Origin of the sequence: Xanthomonas sp. CFBP 7698, from assembly GCF_003600855.1 — a bacterium.
In the GTDB taxonomy this organism is placed as follows: Bacteria; Pseudomonadota; Gammaproteobacteria; order Xanthomonadales; family Xanthomonadaceae; genus Xanthomonas; species Xanthomonas cannabis.
The window spans coordinates 1,354,959-1,375,415 of record NZ_PRDN01000001.1; the positions used below are offsets into that span (position 1 = coordinate 1,354,959).

Below are 20,457 nucleotides of genomic sequence, written 5' to 3' on the forward strand. Positions count from 1 at the left end.
TGGCGGGAGAAGGTGCCCCGCAGGGGCGGATGAGGGCGCACCGCGCCACCAGCAACAGCCCCCCACCCAACGGCGTGCATGACACCGCCGCGCTGCATCCCCACCCTGCCGCAGCCCCTTGCGGCACTCACAGAACAACGCCCGGCGGATCTCACCGCTGCGCAGGAGTAGATCGATGTCATCCGTGTTTGTCTCGCGTCTTGCCATGGCACTGAGCCTGAGCCTTGGCCTGCCCTGTCTCGCACTTGCCGCGCCCGCCGACCGCAGCAGCACTCCCGAACAGCGCGCCGCCGCGCTGGTGGCGCAGATGAGCCGCGACGAAAAGGTCGCCCAGGCCATGAACGATGCACCGGCGATTCCACGCCTGGGCATCCCCGCCTACGAGTGGTGGAGCGAAGGCCTGCACGGCATCGCCCGCAATGGCTATGCCACGGTGTTTCCGCAGGCCATTGGCCTGGCGGCGAGCTGGAACACCACACTGATGCAGCAGGTGGGCACCGTGGTCTCCACCGAAGCGCGCGCCAAGTTCAACCAGGCCGGCGGCCCCGGCAAGGACCACCCGCGCTACGCCGGGCTGACCATCTGGTCGCCCAACATCAACATCTTCCGTGACCCGCGTTGGGGCCGTGGCATGGAAACCTACGGCGAGGATCCTTTCCTCACCGGGCAACTGGCGGTCGGTTTCATCCGCGGTTTGCAGGGCGATGATCTCGACCACCCGCGCACGATCGCCACGCCCAAGCACATCGCCGTGCACAGCGGCCCGGAGCCGGGGCGGCATGGGTTCGATGTGGATGTCTCGCCGCGCGATGTGGAGGCGACCTACACGCCGGCCTTCCGCGCGGCGCTGGTCGAGGGCCAGGCCGGCTCGGTGATGTGTGCGTACAACTCGCTGCACGGCACCCCGGCGTGCGCGGCCGACTGGCTGCTCAACGGCCGCGTGCGTGGGGATTGGGGCTTCAAGGGCTTTGTGGTGTCCGACTGCGATGCGGTGGACGACATGACCCAGTTCCATTACTTCCGCCCCGACAATGCCGGCTCGTCCGCCGCAGCGCTCAAGGCCGGGCACGATCTCAACTGCGGGCATGCCTATCGCGACCTCGGGACCGCCATCGAACGCGGCGAAGTGGACGAAGCGCTGCTCGATCAATCGCTGGTGCGCCTGTTTTCCGCACGCTATCGGCTGGGCGAACTGGAAGCCCCGCGCAAGGATCCGTATGCGCGGCTGGGTGCCAAGGACATCGACAGCCGCGCCAACCGTGCGTTGGCCTTGCAGGCGGCTGCCGAATCGATCGTGCTGCTCAAAAACGCCAATGCCACGCTGCCGCTGAAAGCCGGCACGCGGCTGGCGGTAGTCGGACCCAATGCAGACGCGCTGGCCGCGCTGGAGGCCAACTACCAGGGCACCTCCGCTGCGCCGGTGACGCCACTGCTCGGCCTGCGCGAGCGCTTCGGCACCCAGCAGGTGCGCTACGCGCAAGGCGCGCCGTTGGCCGCCGGCGTGCCGGGCATGATTCCGGAGACCGCACTGCGCAGCGACGGCAAGCCGGGGCTGCGTGGCGAATATTTCGACAACGTGGACATGAGCGGCGCGGCACGCGTGGTGCGGCAGGACCGCGTGGTGAGCTTCAACTGGGACCAGGTCGCCCCGGCCAAGGGCGTACCGGCGGATCGTTACGCCGTGCGCTGGAGCGGCGAACTGCTGCCGCCCGGTGCCGGCGATTACACCCTGGCGGTGCGCGTGGCGCGCTGCTTCGATTGCAGCGGCCACGACCCGGTGCGGCTGTACATCGACGACAAACTGGTGGTTGCCGGCAATGCGGAAGACAAGCACGTGCCGGCCGGCATGCATAACGCCGACGGCCGCAGCGTGGAAACCGTGCTGCATTTCGACGATACCCGGCCGCGCAAGATCCGCCTGGAAATGGAGCACCGCGGCCAGGACCAGGGCGTGCGCCTGGAATGGCTGGCTCCTGCCGCGGCGCAACTGGCCGAAGCGGAGCAGGCCGTGGCACAGGCCGACGCGGTGGTGGCCTTCGTCGGCCTGTCGCCGGATGTGGAAGGCGAAGAGTTGCGCATTGATGTACCCGGCTTCGACGGTGGCGACCGCAACGACATCGCCCTGCCCGCCCCGCAGCAAGCCCTGCTGGAACGCGCAAAGGCCTCCGGCAAGCCGCTGGTGGTGGTGTTGATGAGCGGCAGCGCAGTGGCGGTGAACTGGGCCAAGACCCACGCCGATGCGATCGTGGCCGCGTGGTACCCGGGCCAGTCCGGCGGCACCGCGATTGCCCGTGCGCTGGCTGGTGACGACAACCCCGGCGGGCGCCTGCCGGTGACGTTCTACCGCTCCACCAAGGACCTGCCGGCGTACGTCAGCTACGATATGAAGGGCCGCACCTACCGCTACTTCAAGGGCGAGCCGCTGTTTCCGTTCGGCTACGGGCTGAGCTATACCAGCTTTGCGTATGCGCCGCCGCGCCTGTCCACCACCACGCTGCAGGCCGGCAGCACGCTGCAGGTGACCACCACCGTGCGCAATACCGGCACGCGCGCTGGCGATGAAGTGGCGCAGGTGTATCTGCAATACCCGGACCGCCCACAGTCGCCGCTGCGCAGCCTGGTCGGCTTCCAACGCGTGCACCTCAAACCGGGCGAACAGCGCGAACTCACCTTCACGCTGGATGCGCGTGCGCTGAGCGACGTGGACCGCACCGGACAACGCGCGGTGGAAGCCGGCGATTACCGGGTGTTTGTCGGCGGTGGGCAGCCGGGCACCGGCGTAGCCGGCGATGCGGCGGCGTTCTCGATCTCGGGGCGTTCGCCGTTGCCGAAGTAGGCGCCGCATCGAGCGGACGCACGCAGTCGCCGGCCATTCCGGCGCAGGTGGACAACAGGTGCGCGGACGTCGGTGAAGTGTCGGCGACGCACCACGTCGGCTAGAGGCAGCGACGTGTATGCCTACGCCCCCTGTCGGCGCGTTGATCGGCACTGACGATGCCCGCTGCAAGGCAGCCGGAGCGAGTGCCGACGTGCGGGCTGCAGGGCGGAGGCCGTGGCGCCCGGCGGGCGTTCTCGAAGACGGGTCGCGGCCTGCGTGCAGATGGGAAGGCCGCGGACCAGCCCGCCACTCCGCCATCGAAACGGCCCGCATACGGCAACGAATTGTGCGGGCGCACTATGCACATTCGGCGCACACGTTGTATGGTCATCGGGAATTGGTCATGCATAGGTCTCATCGCTCCAGTTGCCGTGTGGCGGCCGCCAGCGCAGGGATGAGGGTCGTGCGGATCGCCGGTCGAACCATGGAGTCTTGAGGTCATGCATACCCGCCGCGACATCCTTCAGCTGCTCGGCGCCGGCGCCGGCCTGCTGGCCAGCGCCCTGCCCGCGTTCGCGGCCGCGCCTGCCGCAGGTGCGTCCACTGCCGGCGGCGCCTTCGTCAGCAAGCGTCCGCCCAAGGCGCAGCGCCGCTTCGTCAGCAAGGCGGTCGAGCAGCAGATCGTGCAGATCAAGGCGCAGATCGCCGACCCGGAACTGGCCTGGCTGTTCGAGAACTGCTACCCCAACACGCTCGACACCACCGTGGAAACCGGCACCCGCAACGGCAAGCCAGACACCTTCGTCATCACCGGCGACATCCATGCGATGTGGCTGCGCGATTCGTCTGCGCAGGTGCACCCGTATGTGCCGCTGGCCAGGCGCGACCCTGCGTTGCGGCGCATGTTTCATGGCCTGATCCAGCGCCAGGCCGCGTGCATCAAGCTCGACCCCTACGCCAACGCCTTCCTGCCCGATGGCCAGACCCAGCGCCTGAAGTGGTCGCTCAACGACATCACCGAGATGAAGCCCGGCGTGGGCGAGCGCAAGTGGGAAGTGGATTCGCTGTGCTACCCGATCCGCATCGCGCACGAATACTGGCGCGCCACCGGCGATGCCGCACCGTTCGACGACGACTGGCGCGAAGCGATGCACGTGGTGGTGCGCACCTTCCGCGAGCAGCAGCGCAAGGACAACCGCGGCCCGTACGTATTCCAGCGCCCCTCCCCGCTGGCTACCGAAACGCTGGTACTGGAAGGCTACGGCCAGCCGACCAAACCCAACGGCATGATCCACTCGATGTTCCGTCCCTCCGACGATGCCTGTGTGTTTCCGTTGTTCGTGCCGGCCAATCTGTTTGCGGTGACCTCGCTGCGGCAATTGGCCGCGATGAGCACGGCATTGCATCGCGACACGGCTTTCGCCGCCGACTGCACCGCACTGGCCGATGAAGTGGAAACCGCCACCCGCCAGTTCGGGCAGCTGCGCGACAGCGATGGGCAGGCGTACTGGGCATTCGAAGTGGACGGCTTCGGCAACCAGCTCTTCATCGACGACGCCAACGCCCCCGGTCTGCTCAGCCTGGCCTACCTGGGCTGTTGCGATCGCGCCGACCCGGTGTTCCTGCGCACCCGCCAGCTGGCCTGGAGCGAGCGCAACCCGTATTTCTCGCGCGGCACCGCCGCCGAGGGCGTGGGCAGCCCGCACAGCGGCATGGGCACCATCTGGCCGATGTCCATCGTGCAGTACGCGCTGGTCAGCGACGACGACGCACAGCTGCGCCAATGCCTGCAGTGGCTGAAAACCACCCACGCCGGCACCGGCTTCATGCACGAGGCGTTCGACAAGGACACCCCGAGCACCTTCACCCGCGACTGGTTCGCCTGGGCCAACACCTTGTTCGGCGAACTGATCATCGACCTGCATCAACGCAAACCCCAGCTGCTGCGTAGCGCCTGATGTTGCAAAGGGCCTGACCGCCCTTCGCATGCGTCACCGCGCAGCGCTTGATCTTCCCTTCTCCCCTCGGGACCTCGGTCCCCTTCATGGGGAGAAGGTGCCCGAAGGGCGGATGAGGGTACGGCGCACCCACTTCGCGACATCAGAGACCACACACATGGCAACACGACGCGGTTTTCTCCAAGGCGCCATCGCCGCAGCACTGTTCGGTAGCGTCGGCCTGCCTGGCATGGCCCGCGCGCGCGCCGGCAACTACGCGCTGCCGGCCGACGCGCGCACCCGCGCCGATCTCACCCGCCATGTCGATGTCTTCATCGGTACCGGTGGCCACGGCCACACCTTCCCCGGCGCCACGCTGCCGTTCGGCATGGTGCAGCTGAGCCCGGACACCTACAACGCGGTGTGGGATTCGTGTTCGGGCTATCACGAGTCCGACGGCTCGATCATGGGCTTCTCGCACACGCATCTGTCCGGCACCGGCATCGGCGACATGCTGGACTTCCTGCTGGTGCCCGCCACCGGCGAAGTCAGGCTGGTGCCCGGCCCGCTCGACAATCCGGACGCCGGCTACCGCTCGCGCTACGACCATGCCGATGAAGCCGCATCGCCCGGTTACTACCGCGTACGCCTCAAGGACAGCGGCGTGCATGCCGAGCTCACCGCCACCGCGCGCGCAGGCCTGCACCGTTACCACTTCCCCAAGGGCAAGCCGGCGCACGTGCTGCTGGACCTGTGCCACGGCATGCAGGACAAACCGGGCATCCCCACCCGCGTCAGCGATGCGCAGCTGCGCGTGGTCGATGCGCAGACCCTCACCGGCGGGCGTCGCGTCTATCAATGGGCCAAGGGGCGTTACATCTACTTCGCGCTGCGCGTCTCACGCCCATTCGCGCGCGTGCAGCTGTACAACGAAGACCAACCGCTGGCTGCCGATGCGCGCAGCAGCGACGGCACGCATCTCAAGGCCGCACTGCACTTCCCCGATGCATCCGACGCACCGCTGCTGATCAAGGTCGGCATTTCCGCGGTCAGTGCCGACAACGCATTGGCCAACCTCGACGCCGAATTGCCCGACTTCGACTTCGCCCGCGTGCACGCACAAGCCGTGGCCGCCTGGGAAAAAGAGCTGGCCCGCGTGCGCATCGACAGCGACGACGACGCACAACGGCGCATCTTCTACACCGGCCTGTATCACAGCCTGCTGGCGCCCACGCTGTTCTCCGACGTGGACAACCGCTACCGCGGCATGGACCTGCAGATCCACACCGCGCCTGCCGGCTACCACAACTACAGCACCTACTCGTTGTGGGACACCTACCGCGCCGCGCATCCGCTGCTCACGCTGGTGCAGCCCGAGCGCGTGCCCGACCTGGTGCAATGCCTGGTGCGCGGCGCCAACGAATGCCCGGACGGCGTGGGCATCTGGCCGCTGCAAGGCGTGGAAACCGGCTGCATGATCGGCTACCACTCGGCCGTGGTCCTGGCCGAAGCGCACGCCAAGGGCTTCACCGGCATCGACTACAAGGCCGCGTGGCCGGCGTACCGCAAACGGGCGATGGACGACACCACGCATGGCTTGGGCGAATATCGAAAACTCGGTTATATCCCGGCCGACAAGGTGGACGAAGCGGTCAGCCGCACGCTCGAATATGCCTACGACGACTGGGCCTGCGCACATCTGGCGCAAGCCGCAGGTGCCAGCGACGATGCACGCGCATTGCGCGAACGCTCGCGCAATTACCGCAACGTCTTCAATCGCGACAGCGGCTTCGTGCAGGCGCGGCTTGCCGACGGCAGCTGGGCCACACCGTTCGACCCGCGTGGCATGGGGCATATCGCCAAGTGGCGCGATTTCACCGAGTCCAATGCCTGGCAGGCCACCTTCCTCAATCAGCACGACCTGTACGGCTACATGGACTTGTACGGCGGCCGCGACGGCTTCGTCGCCAAGCTGGACGAGCTGTTTTCCACCAGTTCCGACCTGCCCGCCGACGCACCGCCGGACATCGACGGCCTAGTCGGCCAGTACGCGCACGGCAACGAGCCCAGTCACCACGTGGCGTACCTGTTTGCCTACGCCGGGCAACCGTACAAGACCCAGGCGATGGTGCGCCGCTTGCTGCGCGAGCAGTACCACGACGCGCGCAACGGCCTGTCTGGCAATGAAGATTGCGGGCAGATGAGTGCGTGGTTCGTGCTCAGCGCGCTCGGCCTGTATGCGGTGGATCCGGTCAGCGGCAACTACATCGTGGGCAGCCCGCTGTTCAAGCGTGCCACGCTGGATGTGGGCAACGGCCGCACCCTGCGCATCGTGGCCAACAACAACAGCGCGCAGAACGTGTACGTGCAATCGCTGACCTGGAACGGCAAGCCGCTCACCCGCGCCTGGCTGCGCCACACCGAGCTGGCCGCCGGTGGCACGCTGGAATTTGCGATGGGACCCAAACCGAACCCGGCCTTCGGCGCTGACAAGAAGGATCTGCCACCGTCGTTTGCGTAACGTGATTGCACAACTGCCGCGTGCTCCCGCAAGCAGGCATTGCGCGTCCTTCTCCCGCAAGCGGGCATTGCTCTCCCTTCTCCCGCAAGCGGGAGAAGGTGCCCGCAGGGCGGATGAGGGCAGAACGCAAACACCAGCGCCTCCATCCACCCGCACCACCGGCCCCACCTACATCGAGACCTCCATGCTGCGTACCACTCTTGCTCCCCTGGTCCTGGCCCTGGCGCTCGCGCTGCCCGCCGCTGCTGCAACGCCCCAATCCTGGCCGGCCTTCGGCACGCAGGGCACGCAGTTCGTGCGCGACGGCAAGCCTTACCAGATCCTCTCCGGCGCCATCCACTTCCAGCGCATCCCGCGTGCCTACTGGAAAGACCGCCTGCAGAAGGCGCGCGCCCTGGGCCTGAACACCGTCGAGACCTACGTGTTCTGGAACCTGGTGGAGCCGCAACAAGGCCAGTTCGATTTCGACGCCAACAACGATGTCGCCGCGTTCGTGCGCGAGGCTGCCGCGCAAGGCCTCAACGTCATCCTGCGCCCGGGCCCCTACGCCTGCGCCGAGTGGGAAGCCGGTGGCTACCCGGCCTGGTTGTTCGGCAAGGACAACATCCGCGTGCGCAGCCGCGACCCGCGCTTCCTCGCCGCCAGCCAGGCCTATCTGGACGCAGTAGCCAAGCAGGTGCAGCCGCTGCTCAACCACAACGGCGGCCCGATCATCGCCGTGCAGGTGGAGAACGAATACGGCTCCTACGCCGACGACCACGCATACATGGCCGACAACCGCGCCATGTACGTCAAGGCCGGCTTCGACAAGGCATTGCTGTTCACCTCCGATGGCGCCGACATGCTCGCCAACGGCACCTTGCCCGACACCCTGGCCGTGGTGAATTTTGCGCCAGGCGAAGCCAAGAGCGCGTTCGACAAGCTGATCAAGTTCCGCCCCGAGCAACCGCGCATGGTGGGCGAATACTGGGCCGGCTGGTTCGACCATTGGGGCAAGCCGCATGCCGCAACCGATGCCAGGCAACAGACCGAAGAACTGGAATGGATCCTGCGCCAGGGCCACTCGGCCAACCTCTACATGTTCATCGGCGGCACCAGTTTCGGCTTCATGAATGGCGCCAATTTCCAGGGCAATCCCAGCGACCACTACGCGCCGCAGACCACCAGCTACGACTACGACGCCATCCTCGACGAGGCCGGTCACCCCACGCCCAAGTTCGCGCTGATGCGCGACGCCATCACCCGCGTCACCGGCGTACAACCGCCCGCATTGCCCGCGCCGATTGCCATGGCCGCCCTGCCGGAAACCCCGCTGCGCGAATCCGCCTCGCTGTGGGACAACCTGCCCGCCCCGATCGCCATCGACACCCCGCAGCCGATGGAGCACTTCGGCCAGGATTACGGCTACATCCTCTACCGCACCACCATCGCCGGCCCGCGCAAGGGTCCGCTGTATCTGGGCGACGTGCGCGACGTGGCGCGTGTGTATGTGGATCAACAACCGGTCGGTAGCGTCGAACGGCGTCTGCAACAGGTGTCCATCGACGTGGATATTCCGGCCGGCCAACACACCCTCGATGTCCTGGTCGAAAACAGCGGCCGCATCAATTACGGCCCGCGCATGGCCGACGGCCGCGCCGGACTGGTCGACCCGGTGCTGTTAAACAACCAGCCCCTCACCGGCTGGCAGGCCTTCCCGCTGCCGATGCGCGCCCCCGACAGCATCCGCGGCTGGACCCGCAAGCCGGTGCAAGGCCCGGCCTTCCATCGCGGCACGCTGCGCATCGGCACGCCCACCGACACCTACCTGGACATGCGCGCCTTCGGCAAGGGTTTTGCCTGGGCCAACGGCGTCAACCTCGGCCGCCACTGGGCCATCGGCCCGCAGGCCGCGCTGTATTTCCCTGCCCCGTTCCAGCGCAAGGGCGACAACACCGTGGTGGTGTTCGACCTGGACAGTACGCCCAGGCCCAGCGTGCGCGGCTTGAAGCAGCAGGTGTGGATCAAACCGAAGGACTAAAGCCCGGCGAAATCGCGCGCTAAAGGTCTGCGGCTATCGGTGGTTGGCTAGTGGTGAACCCGGCGCACGCGCAGCAGCCGGCGTACCCAGGCACCACGCCACCCCCAACGCCAGGCAACTGCCGCAACAGCAGCGCCCGACGCGGCCTTCAGACCGCGCCGCACCCGCCGTTATCAGAACGTCCGGTGCCGCTGCGCCGCCCGTACCACCAGGTATCGGACGGCGCAGATTCCAGGCAAGATCACCGGCTGACACCGTTACGGGGGCGCTCTGGTTGCTACGTGGACGGCTTGATTGCAGGTTCCAGGAGCGTTGCATGTCCTCGTCCACCGTTACGCAAGAATCCGTTCCCGCAGGTCCGGAGCACACCCAGCACGCGTTCGCAGAACAGGTCCACAGCAAGCCGATGGGCAGCACCGAAGCGGCGCACATGATGACCTTCCTGTGCCAGACCCAGTCGGCCAAGAAGCCGCAGACACTGTTGCCGCCGCAAGTGCGCGACGACAGCAACGCCTGAGCAGTCGTCTCGATCATTGACGCCGCAGGCCAGGCCTGTGGCGGGCTGTGCGTGGGCGGCACACTCACACGTACGAACGCCGTGCTTGAACACGGCGCGTGCAGACAGGCGTTGGCGACGGCCCAGCGTGCTGACGGCCAGCACGTCCAGCCACGGTGACGGCCGCGCGAGTCACCTCACCGCAATCGAGAGCGACCGGCGACGACTGCCCGGCGCTTCGTCCTGCCTGCACGCTTCATGCAATGGAGTTTTCATTCCGACGCTGACGGCGACGCACCGCCATTGCCGCGTGCCACCAGCCAGCGCAGCGGAATGAGCGGGTGTCATGCGATCGTGACGTGCGCCGTGGTCAGCGACCGCCTGCTCCGGGGATACTCACTACACGCGGTCTTTGGTGGATGATAAGAGGCTTCACATCCGCACGGGACTCGACCACGATGCGTCTGCCATGCCTGCTGATCAGCGCTGTTGCCAGCCTTGCCGCATGCACTGCGCAGGCACAGGCGCCGCTGTCGCCAATCGTGCTCAGCGAGTTCATCGCCGACCCCGCACCCACACCGCAGGCGCATGCCTCCACGTTGTTGGAAACCCGCGACGGCCACCTGTTGGCCGCCTGGTTCGGCGGCGCGCATGAAGGCGCAGCGGACGTCGGCATCTGGCTCAGCCAGCGCGACGCGCAGCACTGGCAGTTACCCCGCCGCATCGCCGACGGCGCGCGTGCCGGCACCGGTGGCGTGACTGTGCCGGCCTGGAACCCGGTGCTGTTCCAGTCGGCCAGCGGGCCGGTGCAGCTGTATTACAAACTCGGCCCCAACCCGCGGCAGTGGTGGGGCCTGCGCATGACCTCCAGCGACGACGGTGCGCACTGGTCGTCTCCGCAACGCCTGCCCGACGGCATCCTCGGGCCGATCAAGAACAAGCCGGTGCAACTGCCCGGCGGGCGCATCCTGGCACCCAGCAGCAGCGAAGACCGCGGCTGGCGCGCACATCTGGAATGGAGCGACGACGATGGCGCGCACTGGCAACGCGGCATGCCGCTCAACGACCCGGCACTGATCGGCGCGATCCAGCCCAGCCTGTTGCTGCATGCGAATGGCCGCGTGCAGGCGCTGGGCCGCAGCCAGCAGAACAAGCTCTTCAGCACGTTCTCCGACGATGGCGGCCTGCACTGGCAGCCAATGCAGTTGCTCGATGTGCAAAACCCCAATTCCGGCACCGATGCGGTGCTGCTGCGCGATGGCCGCTCCCTGCTGGTCTACAACCCGGCAGTTGCCGGCAAGGACTGGTGGGAGGGCCGCGGTACCCTGGCCGTGGCCGTGTCTGACGACGGCCTGCAATGGCGGCGCGTGCTGACACTGGAAGACAGCGCCAAGGACGAATTCTCGTATCCCGCAGTGATCCAGACCCGCGATGGCCTGGTGCACATCAGCTACACCTGGAAACGCCAGCGCATCAGGCATGTGGTGATCGATCCGGCGCGGCTGGGCTCTGGCGACAATGCCAGCGTTGCCAACGGCGCTGCACCGCCGCTACGCCCGTGATCGCGCCTGCGTGATCGCGGCACACGCGATGCCCTGATCGCTCGTAGGTGCCGCCTGCAGGGGTGCATGCCGTGGGGAACATTGGTCATGCGTGGCCCGGCTGGGCTCAGCAAGACGGCACTGCCCGATCCATCACGCGCACCCGCGACGGCAGACCAAGGGATGGGCAAGCCGGCTGCCGCAGTCCGGGTCGGGTTCGGCAAGCCCCCTCGTACGACAAGGCATGCGCAAGGCCAGCGACTTGCGTTCGATCAATGCGGGCTGCGATCCGGCGACGTAGCTTGGAATTCCCCTCCGCGCAGGATCGAACATGTCGACAGTCCCTCACCCTCCTGTTTCGCAGGACAGGCCGACGCTGGCCGTCGAAATCGTCAGCCTGGGGGGCGCCGTGTGGGCGGGCCAGGCTCGGCAAGTGGAGCTCCCCGGCACGGCCGGCCGCTTCGGTGTCATGGCCGGGCATGCGCCCATGCTGGCAACCCTGCAAGAAGGCATGGCCATGATCCGCCTGCCCGACGCGCAGGCGCTCTGGGTCTACGTGTCTGGAGGACTGGTGGAAGTGCAGCCAGACAAGGTCACGGTCATCGCGGAACTTGCCGCTCTATCGCAGACCATCCCGCAGGGCCGCCTGGCAGTGGCAGCGTCGATTGATCAATCACCGATGGCCGGTGCCCTTGCGGGCAGGGCAACCGGCGAGCGGACTGCCTGAAGCAATCGGCGGGCGCCGGCATTCACTCCACGATGACAGACCGCCTGACGGCATGCGACCGACGCGTTGCGGTCGTGTGCGATGCGCCGATCCGCGCAGGCCAGACGCTATGGCGGGGCCTCGCGGACAGGCGTGCATCCCGTGATACCCCATGAGGAACCGCATATGAAAATCCCCCGGCGTCTGCAGGCTGCCGTGCAGTATTTTTCGGGTGTTGTCCCGTTTCGCATCGCACCTGCGGTGGCGACCACGGGAGTCTTGATCACCTTGCGGCTGATCCCCACACCGCAGGGGCTGAGCGAGAACGGCTGGTCACTGTTGGCGATCTTCCTGACCACCATCGTTGCGATCGTGCTCAAGGTGATGCCCATTGGTGTCATGGCGATGATGGCCATGACGATCATCGCGCTGTCCGAGGTCACCTCGGAGTCGTCGAAGGGGGCGATCGCCGACGCACTGGCCAGCCTGTCCAACCCGCTGATCTGGCTGATCGTGGTGGCAGTGCTGATCTCAAGAGGGTTGAAGAAGACGGGATTGGGAAACCGGATCGGCCTGATCTTCATCTCGCTGCTCGGGCGCAGGACGTTGGGCATCGGCTATGGACTAGCTGCATGCGAATTGATCCTGGCGCCCTTTACGCCAAGCAATACCGCCCGGGGCGGCGGCATCGTCCACCCCATCATGAAATCCATTGCGACCGCATTTGGCTCCGAGCCGGCGCAAGGGACCGAACGGAAGATGGGTACATATCTGTCGCTGGTGAACATGCACGCCAACACCATCACCTCCGGCATGTTTCTGACCGCAACGGCGCCCAATCCACTGGTGGTCGACTATGTGGCGAAAGTCACCAACCAGACCTTCCACCTGTCATGGACAACGTGGGCATTGGGCATGGCACTACCGGGCCTGCTCTGCCTCGCACTCATGCCGTTGTTGTTGCTGCATATTGCGCCGCCGGAAGTCACATCCACGCCCGATGCCGTCGTATATGCCAAGACCGAGCTCACGCGCATGGGCCCGATGTCGGGCAAGGAGCGGGTCATGATCGCGACCTTCCTGCTGCTGCTCACCCTGTGGGCAAACGTACCGGCCATGCTGTTCGGTCCGGCGTTGACCCTGGACCCCACCGTCGTGGCCTTCGCAGGCCTGTTCGTGCTGCTCATTACCGGGACCATCGACTGGGACGACGTGCTCGCCGAGAAAAGCGCGTGGGATACCCTGATCTGGTTCGGTGCCCTGGTGATGATGGCCGAGCAACTGAACAAAACCGGCGTCATCGCCTGGTTTTCCGCTTTGCTGCGTGACGGAATCCAGGCCTCGGGCATGGGATGGGAAACCGCAGCGACGGTGCTGGTCCTGCTGTTCGTGTTCTCCCATTATTTCTTTGCAAGCACCACCGCGCATATCAGCGCAATGCTGCTTGCGTTTCTGACAGTTGGCGCCGCGCTGGTGCCCCCTGCCTATCTGATCCCGTTCCTGCTGATGATGGTGGCCGGGTCGACGATCATGATGACGCTCACGCATTACGCCACCGGCACCTCCCCCATCATCTTCGGCAGCGGCTACGTCCCGCTTGGCATGTGGTGGCGCGTCGGCCTGACCATGTGCGTGGTCGAGCTGGTGATCTACGCAACGGTAGGCAATGCATGGTGGAAGCTGCTGGGCCTCTGGTAGAGGCAAGACGGGCCTGATGCGGGTGCGTGACAGGGGACGCTCTAATCCCCCGGCTGCCGCAGTAGCTCCACCATCCGCCGCACGCGCGCCACGTCGGTACGCTGATAGTCGCCACCGAGATCGGTGATATGAGGATGCGGCCTAGGCACCTGCGCCGCGACCGCCCCGCGTGCGGAGGCGTGGAATTCGCAGGCGCCGGTCCGGGTCCGCAAGGCAGCGATGTTGTGTTCAGACACGCCGGCACCCGGCATGATGCCGATGCGGCCGGCCGCCTGCTGCACCAGCGCGGCGATGACGTCCACCCCCTCCACGGCGCTGGGACGCGCACCGGAAGTCAGCACACGCTCGCAGCCCAGCAAGATCGCATCCTCCAGCGCACACGCCGGGTCCGCACTGACATCGATCGCGCGATGAAAGGTCACGCCCAGCGTGCCCGCTGCCGCGATCAACACGCGCATCGTGGCCAGATCGACCTGGCCATCACGATCCAGCGCCCCCAGCACCACGCCGTCGCAACCGATGCGCACGCACTGCTCCACATCGCGGCGCATCACCTCCACCTCGTCGGCGTTGAACACAAAATCGCCCACGCGCGGGCGGATCAGCACATACAACGGGATCTGCAGGCGCTCGCGCACCACCGCCAACGTGCCGAACGAGGGCGTCAGCCCACCGCCGTCCAGGCCGCCGCAGAGTTCCACGCGCATCGCGCCGCCTTGTTGCGCTGCCACTGCCGAACCGATGGAATCGGCAGCCACCTCCAGGCCGACCGCGCTCATGCCGCGGGCTCCTGGGTGTAGTGGCTTTCACCGGGCACCAGCAGATCCTGCCGCCGTGCATCGCACACCGCGTAGCTGAAGCCTTTCTGGATGGCGAATGCTCCCACCTCGCCACGCTTGTTCATCGCCAGAAAGCCAACCTGCAAAGTGCGCGTCAGCTCCGGCTTGCGGCGGATCAACCGCATCACCACCTCGCGGCACGCGTCGGCCGGCGACTTGCCTTGCCGCATCATTTCCACCACCGCAAAACTGCCGACATTGCGGATCACTTCCTCGCCCACGCCGGTGGAGGTCGCACCACCCACCTCGTTGTCCACGTACAACCCTGCACCAATGATCGGGCTGTCGCCGACCCGGCCGTGCATCTTCCACGCCATGCCGCTGGTGGTGCAGGCACCGGACAGGTTGCCGTGCGTATCCAGCGCCAGCATGCCGATGGTGTCGTGGTTGTCCTTACCGCCGGGCAACTTGGCATCGCGCCAGGCGCGGTTTTCGACATTGGCTTCCGGCGAATACTTGGACGTCTTCAACCATTCCTTCCAGGCCGCTTCCGAGCTTGGGGTGAGCAGCCTGGTTTTCGGAAAGCCCTGCTCCAGCGCGAACTGACGCGCACCATCGCCCACCAGCATCACGTGCGGCGTTTTCTCCATCACCGCGCGCGCCACCGAAATGGCGTGCACCACATCTTCCAGCGATGCCACCGCGCCGCAATTGCCCAGGTGATCCATGATGCAGGCGTCCAGCGTCACCCGCCCGTCGCGGTCCGGATAACCGCCTAGGCCGACGGTAGGATTGGTCGGGTCCGCTTCTGGCACCCGCACACCGGCTTCCACCGCATCCAGCGCAATGCCGCCGCTGCCGAGAATCTTCCAGGCCTCCTGGTTGGCGGCAACGCCAAAGTCCCAGGTGGAAATCACCCGCGCCGCACCACGCGGCAGCGCTGACGGCCGCACACCCGGCGTGGCGCCCACTGCGGCCTGCGCGCGTGCGCCCCAGCCGGCCAGCCCGGAAGCGATCGCGCCCAGCGTGGCGCTCTTGAGGAAGTGACGACGTTGGATCATCCGGGCAACTCCATGATGGAAACGAACGGCCGCGCAGTGCGGCACCAGCCTTCCATCATGCGGCAGCGTGGCGTGCGGATAAACCGTATTGCGGCGCTGTCGTGTGCGGATCCGCGCACAACTGTCGCGTGACTGGGCCGAGCCTGTCTGGGCCGCCGCGTGTTCGATGCGTGGATCGAACACGCGGCCGGCAACGGAGGGCGCCGTGCGCAGCGATGCCGAATCGCGCCTGGCCGCGCAGATGAGGCAGCCGACGCTGTCCTCTTCGCCGCACCCTCATCCGGCGCTGCGCGCCACCTGCTCCCGGTGGGAGAAGGGAGTGAGGCCGGTCACGACACGGTTACCGGCAACGGTCCAGCTGCACTGCCGCAGCGCATCCAGGCCCGGCGAAAAAATCTTTCGTCCGGTTAACCCCATTCGCTGCGCTGGCCCGTTTCACTGACAGAGGCGCAGTGCACGGCGACCTCGGGCTGCTCGATTGTTCACTCATCCCACTTCGTCACGCAAAGGATTTCCCATGCCACGTCATAGCCTGATCGCGCTCGCCTTGTTGCTGAGCGCCTGCTCGCACGAACCCACTGCAGCGATCGACGAGCCGTCACGCGCCGAATCCTTGCCACAGCTCGCGCAACCGCAGCAACCCGACCAGATCGACTCGCTCCCGGAGGTCAGGCCGCAAGCGCAGCTCGCAGCACCCGCCCCTGCACATGTCCTGGAAGCGCCATCGGCCCCTAGCCCGCCGCAGCCGCCCGTCCTTGCGATGCCGGCGATGCCTGCGCCGGTCAGCAGCAGCCTGTCACGTCAGGCACCCGCCGCCACGTTGATGGCGCATCGCCCGGTACTGGATAACCGCATGCCGATGCCACCGGTGATCCCGGCACCTGCCGAAGACCGCGAGCGCTACCAGCACATCGACGACAACGCCATCGTGCAGGCCGCCCAACAGCCCATCTCCACCTTCAGCATCGATGTCGATACCGGCAGCTACAGCAATGTGCGCCGCTTCCTCAGCGCAGGCAGCCTGCCGCCGGTGGATGCGGTGCGCGTGGAAGAATTGATCAACTACTTCCGCTACGACGACCCGGCGCCCACCAATGGCCAACCGTTCGCCGTGCGCACCGAACTGGCGACCACACCGTGGAATAAAGACAGCCTGTTGCTGCGCGTCGGCATCGCCGGCCGCGACATCGCCACCGCGAATCTGCCGCCGGCCAACCTGGTCTTTCTGGTCGACGTCTCCGGCTCGATGGACGCGCCGGACAAGCTGCCGCTGCTGCAGGCCTCGCTCAAACTGCTGGTGCGGCAGCTGCGTGCCAAGGATCGCATCACCCTGGTGACCTACGCCGGCAACACCGCGGTGGTGCTGCCGCCCACGCCGGGCGACCAGCAAGCCCGGATCGTCGAAGCCATCGACGCCCTGCAATCGGGCGGCGGCACCGCAGGCGCCAGCGGCATCGAACTCGCTTACAAAGCTGCGCAGCAAAGTTTTCTGCGTGGCGGCATCAACCGCATCCTGCTCGCCACCGATGGCGACTTCAACGTGGGCGTCACCGATTTCGATCAGCTCAAGGGCATGGTCGCCGAAAAGCGCCGCTCCGGCGTCGCCCTGTCCACGCTCGGCTTCGGTACCGGAAACTACAACGACACGCTGATGGAGCAGCTGGCCGATGCCGGCGACGGTGCCTATGCCTACATCGACACACCGCTGGAAGCGCGCAAGGTGCTCACTCACGAGCTGGGCGCCACGCTGGCCACCATCGCCCGCGACGTCAAGATCCAGGTGGAATTCAACCCGGACACCGTCAAGGAATACCGCCTGATCGGCTATGAAAACCGTGCGCTGCGCGATGAGGATTTCAACAACGACCAGGTCGATGCAGGCGACATCGGCGCCGGCCATACCGTCACCGCCTTGTACGAAATCACCCCCGCCAATGGCAACGCATCGGTGGACCCGTTGCGCTATGCAAACGCCGCGGCACGTCCGCAGGCGCGCGCCCTCAACGGCGAGCTGGCGCACGTCAAACTGCGCTACAAACTGCCCGATGCGCAGCGCAGCCGGCTGCTGGACACGGTGGTCCGCCGCGATCAACGCCGGGCGCTGAGCGCCACCAGCGATGCCTTCCGGTTTTCTGCGGCGGTGGCCGGGTTCGGGCAGCGTCTGCGTGGTGGCAACCAGCTGCGTGGCTGGGATTACCCGCAGGTACGCGCACTGGCTGCCAGCAGTCTGGGCGAGGACCGCTTCGGCTATCGCGCCGACTTCCTGCAGATGGTGCAGCAGGCCAACGCGCTGAGCACCCGGCCCGTCGCCACCACCGACTGATGCGCGCGGCGCTTGCCTATACTGCGCGCATGCACCCTGCCGATCTTGCGCATCTTCCCGACGAGGAGCTCATGCTCCTTGTCGCCAATGGCTTTGTCGAACAACCGGCAACCGAGTTGTTCACGCGCCACAACCGCGCCCTGTTCAACTTTCTGGCCTGGTTGTGCGAAGGCAATCTGAGCGAGGCCGAAGACCTTGCGCAGAAAACCTGGGTCAAGCTGATGACCCGTTGCAGCGATTATCGCCCCGGCGCATCCGCATTCACCAGTTTCCTGTTCCAGATCGCGCGCAATGCCTGGATCGATACGCGCCGTCGCGCCGACACCACCACCTCGGTGCCGCTGGAGGACAGCCACCTTCAGCTGCCCGACGAGGACCTGTCCACCGAACAGATGGCGATGCTCGGCCAGCAGCAACAGCGCGTGCGCACCGCGGTGATGGCGCTGCCCGACGCGCAACGCGAGGTGATCGTGTTGCGCTTCTTCGCCGGCCTGTCCGTCGAAGACATCGCGCAGGTGGTCGACGAAGGCTTCGAAACCGTCAAGAGTCGGCTGCGCTATGCGTTTGCCAAGCTGCGCCTGAGCCTGGACGCTGCGCAATGAAGCCGGTCGTCGAACGTTTCATCGCGGGCGAAGACGGCATGGCCACGCTGCTGCGTGCCCTGCCCGCCCATGCACCGCCGGCCAGCATGCAGGCATGGTTTGCGCAGGCCGCCAGGCAGGCCGACCGTGCACGCAGCGCCGCTGGATTTGGATCAGCGCAAGATCCCGGCACCCTGCAGTTCGAACCGCCCGCATCGATGAACGCCGTCTTTGCTGCCGCAGCCGCGCAGGCCGAGCAGGCGCAGGCTGCACAGCGTGCAGCCATTCACGCACGCATGAGCGACGGCGAAGACGCAGCGCAGGCACTGGGCGCCCCGTTGCACGACACCACGCGTGCGTGGCTGCAGCAGCACACGCCGTCGCCACCCACGGCCGCGATGCCTGTGGCGCCGGTGTTGCAGGGCTGCGTTGGTGACCAGACACCGGCCGGCGACGGCACTGCGCCAGCCGGTGTACAGCAGGCGGCGAATCGCGCGTCGTCCGATAGCTCGCCACGCACGGCTTCGCTGGCTCCGCCGCAGGCCGCGGCAACGCCATCGTTCACCTCGCCAGCGGCGGCGCCCGGTGGCGCCGCGCCGCCACGCGCTGCGCTGCACGGCCATGCCCCGGGTCGCGCGCGCCGCCAGCGGTGGATGCCGGCAGTGGCACTGGCTGCCTCGGTCACGCTGGTGGTCGGTGTTGGCCTGCGCTGGCAGGCAACTGCGCCGCAGCAGGCCCCGGCCGACGCGTATGAGCCAGCGCCGGCTTCAGCGCAAGTCGAAGCCGAAACCGGAGCAACGGCGACGGCAGCCGACGGCAAGCAGCCTGCGACGGGCCAGCGCCTGCCCGCGCCACCAGACCAGAGCGAGGCTGTTGAGCGCATGCCCCAACCTGCGCCCTCCCCGATGGCTGCACCGCCGCCGATGCCTGCACCCGCAGCGGTTGCGGAATCCCCCCCGATGCCTGCACCCGCTTCGCGCGCGGCGCCCATCGGCATCGCGCGCCCATCGCCTGCCGCGCCTGCTGCCGCGCCCGCGATTGCACCGCCACCTGCAGCTGCGTTGGCGCCGCCAGCGCTGCCCGCACCGCCAGCGCCGATCGCCAGCACCACAGTCGAGCAGAGGCAGTCCTCAAGTACCGACGGTATTGCGCCTGCGTCGATGGCCGATGGCACGCTGGCGTCGCCGCGTACTGCGACGCCCCAGGCAGCCCCGATGCCGGTCGGCACGCGGAGCAATGCGGCAGCGGCCATCGATGTGCAACGCTCCCAGGCACTGGACACCAATACACTGGTGTCCTCCGCGCAGCACGGCGCGACCACACCGCAGGCGCTGCAGGACGCGCGGCGCTTGTCGCTGCCGGCGCACGAGCGCTCTCCTGTGCCGAAGGCTGCGGCGCAACCGGGCGCTCCGAACGATGCCAAAGCATCCGCTGCTGCCAAGCCGGCGGCGCCAGCGGGCACCTCCACGACAGCCGCTACTGAGAGCAGCGTCTCCACGCCGGGCACATCGATACAGCTGGTGGCACTATCGGCGCCGCCGGATGCGTGGATCGACCAATATCTGCATACCCACCCTCGTGCACCCGCGCGGCTGCGCATCTGGACGCGCGAACCGGAGGCCACGGCCTTCAGGCAGTGGCTCGATCGACTGCGCGCGGCGGCTCGACAACACGACTGGTCCACGCCGGTGGACGTCATCCGTGAACCACGCCTGCCGCCAGACCGTGTCCGCATCGAAGTGATCAGCACGGCGCAACCATAAGCGCACCTGGTCCTACCGGGCGCAGGTACGGCGCATGCGCGCTGCGCGAATGTGGCGCAGGTAAGCGCGATGCGTCTGCCGATGCGTGGAGCGCTGCCGTATCCAGTTCTTGCGACGCAGTGACCCCAAGTTGGCAGATGTCGCGCGCAGCATCCCTGCAACCAGGCTGTCTATGTTCGACCATACCGAGATGCGGCACCCGCAGGATGCAGC

At 66.9% G+C, this 20,457-nt stretch carries 13 protein-coding genes; 11 read left to right on the forward strand and 2 right to left on the reverse strand.

Going from position 1 to position 20,457, the window contains the following annotated elements; translation table 11 throughout:
• Nucleotides 1–175 precede the first annotated feature (175 nt).
• The 8 genes from XnspCFBP7698_RS05765 (at nt 176) to XnspCFBP7698_RS05800 (ending at nt 13,737) form a co-directional block, all read left to right on the forward strand.
• Entirely contained in the window at nt 176–2,836 is a 2,661-nt protein-coding gene (locus XnspCFBP7698_RS05765) for a glycoside hydrolase family 3 C-terminal domain-containing protein (RefSeq protein ID WP_104579842.1), read from the forward strand.
• Between the two features lie 482 nt (nt 2,837–3,318).
• Complete coding sequence (locus XnspCFBP7698_RS05770; RefSeq protein WP_123137294.1) at nt 3,319–4,776, forward strand: glycoside hydrolase family 125 protein; 1,458 nt, start codon at nt 3,319–3,321, stop codon at nt 4,774–4,776.
• Nucleotides 4,777–4,933: 157 nt separating this feature from the next.
• On the forward strand, nt 4,934–7,276 hold the full coding sequence (locus XnspCFBP7698_RS05775; RefSeq protein ID WP_104579844.1) for a GH92 family glycosyl hydrolase: 2,343 nt from the start codon (nt 4,934–4,936) through the stop codon (nt 7,274–7,276).
• 184 nt (nt 7,277–7,460) lie between these two features.
• Complete coding sequence (locus XnspCFBP7698_RS05780; RefSeq protein ID WP_123137295.1) at nt 7,461–9,296, forward strand: beta-galactosidase family protein; 1,836 nt, start codon at nt 7,461–7,463, stop codon at nt 9,294–9,296.
• A gap of 316 nt (nt 9,297–9,612) precedes the next feature.
• The gene (locus tag XnspCFBP7698_RS05785) at nt 9,613–9,813 is read left to right on the forward strand and encodes a hypothetical protein (RefSeq protein WP_047697346.1); all 201 of its coding nucleotides are present in this window, start codon (nt 9,613–9,615) and stop codon (nt 9,811–9,813) included.
• A gap of 437 nt (nt 9,814–10,250) precedes the next feature.
• Nucleotides 10,251–11,354: a sialidase family protein gene (locus XnspCFBP7698_RS05790; RefSeq protein WP_123137296.1), complete on the forward strand. Its 1,104-nt coding sequence runs from the start codon at nt 10,251–10,253 to the stop codon at nt 11,352–11,354.
• A gap of 310 nt (nt 11,355–11,664) precedes the next feature.
• Entirely contained in the window at nt 11,665–12,060 is a 396-nt protein-coding gene (gene atpC / locus XnspCFBP7698_RS05795; protein WP_104579847.1) for an ATP synthase F1 subunit epsilon, read from the forward strand.
• 165 nt (nt 12,061–12,225) lie between these two features.
• Entirely contained in the window at nt 12,226–13,737 is a 1,512-nt protein-coding gene (locus XnspCFBP7698_RS05800) for a DASS family sodium-coupled anion symporter (protein ID WP_199680050.1), read from the forward strand.
• A gap of 41 nt (nt 13,738–13,778) precedes the next feature.
• Here XnspCFBP7698_RS05800 and XnspCFBP7698_RS05805 read toward each other — a convergent pair whose 3' ends face one another.
• A complete protein-coding gene (locus tag XnspCFBP7698_RS05805) occupies nt 13,779–14,516 on the reverse strand; it encodes a copper homeostasis protein CutC (RefSeq protein WP_104579848.1) in 738 nt (245 codons plus the stop codon).
• The gene (locus tag XnspCFBP7698_RS05810; RefSeq protein ID WP_104579849.1) at nt 14,513–15,577 is read right to left on the reverse strand and encodes a N(4)-(beta-N-acetylglucosaminyl)-L-asparaginase; all 1,065 of its coding nucleotides are present in this window, start codon (nt 15,575–15,577) and stop codon (nt 14,513–14,515) included. The genes XnspCFBP7698_RS05805 and XnspCFBP7698_RS05810 overlap by 4 nt, the downstream gene beginning before the upstream one ends.
• Before the next feature lie 517 nt (nt 15,578–16,094).
• Between XnspCFBP7698_RS05810 and XnspCFBP7698_RS05820 the strand changes: the two genes are divergently transcribed.
• The 3 genes from XnspCFBP7698_RS05820 to XnspCFBP7698_RS05830 are packed head-to-tail and all read left to right on the forward strand — an operon-like array spanning nt 16,095 to nt 20,244.
• Nucleotides 16,095–17,900: a VWA domain-containing protein gene (locus tag XnspCFBP7698_RS05820; RefSeq protein WP_104579850.1), complete on the forward strand. Its 1,806-nt coding sequence runs from the start codon at nt 16,095–16,097 to the stop codon at nt 17,898–17,900.
• Between the two features lie 29 nt (nt 17,901–17,929).
• Entirely contained in the window at nt 17,930–18,502 is a 573-nt protein-coding gene (locus XnspCFBP7698_RS05825; RefSeq protein ID WP_047697335.1) for a sigma-70 family RNA polymerase sigma factor, read from the forward strand.
• Nucleotides 18,499–20,244, forward strand: coding sequence for a hypothetical protein (locus tag XnspCFBP7698_RS05830; protein ID WP_123137297.1), 1,746 nt, complete (start codon nt 18,499–18,501; stop codon nt 20,242–20,244). Before XnspCFBP7698_RS05825 ends, XnspCFBP7698_RS05830 begins: the two co-directional genes overlap by 4 nt.
• The last annotated feature ends 213 nt before the right edge of the window (nt 20,245–20,457 follow it).

Bases quoted from the DNA above. Each gene is read 5' to 3' on its own strand.
- XnspCFBP7698_RS05765 (WP_104579842.1), top strand. From the start codon at position 176: ATGTCATCCGTGTTTGTCTCGCGTCTTGCCATGGCACTGAGCCTGAGC.
- XnspCFBP7698_RS05825 (WP_047697335.1), top strand. From the start codon at position 17,930: ATGCACCCTGCCGATCTTGCGCATCTTCCCGACGAGGAGCTCATGCTC.
- XnspCFBP7698_RS05810 (WP_104579849.1), bottom strand. From the start codon at position 15,577: ATGATCCAACGTCGTCACTTCCTCAAGAGCGCCACGCTGGGCGCGATC.
- XnspCFBP7698_RS05830 (WP_123137297.1), top strand. From the start codon at position 18,499: ATGAAGCCGGTCGTCGAACGTTTCATCGCGGGCGAAGACGGCATGGCC.
- XnspCFBP7698_RS05775 (WP_104579844.1), top strand. From the start codon at position 4,934: ATGGCAACACGACGCGGTTTTCTCCAAGGCGCCATCGCCGCAGCACTG.
- XnspCFBP7698_RS05790 (WP_123137296.1), top strand. From the start codon at position 10,251: ATGCGTCTGCCATGCCTGCTGATCAGCGCTGTTGCCAGCCTTGCCGCA.
- XnspCFBP7698_RS05800 (WP_199680050.1), top strand. From the start codon at position 12,226: ATGAAAATCCCCCGGCGTCTGCAGGCTGCCGTGCAGTATTTTTCGGGT.
- XnspCFBP7698_RS05780 (WP_123137295.1), top strand. From the start codon at position 7,461: ATGCTGCGTACCACTCTTGCTCCCCTGGTCCTGGCCCTGGCGCTCGCG.
- XnspCFBP7698_RS05805 (WP_104579848.1), bottom strand. From the start codon at position 14,516: ATGAGCGCGGTCGGCCTGGAGGTGGCTGCCGATTCCATCGGTTCGGCA.
- atpC (WP_104579847.1), top strand. From the start codon at position 11,665: ATGTCGACAGTCCCTCACCCTCCTGTTTCGCAGGACAGGCCGACGCTG.
- XnspCFBP7698_RS05770 (WP_123137294.1), top strand. From the start codon at position 3,319: ATGCATACCCGCCGCGACATCCTTCAGCTGCTCGGCGCCGGCGCCGGC.
- XnspCFBP7698_RS05820 (WP_104579850.1), top strand. From the start codon at position 16,095: ATGCCACGTCATAGCCTGATCGCGCTCGCCTTGTTGCTGAGCGCCTGC.
- XnspCFBP7698_RS05785 (WP_047697346.1), top strand. From the start codon at position 9,613: ATGTCCTCGTCCACCGTTACGCAAGAATCCGTTCCCGCAGGTCCGGAG.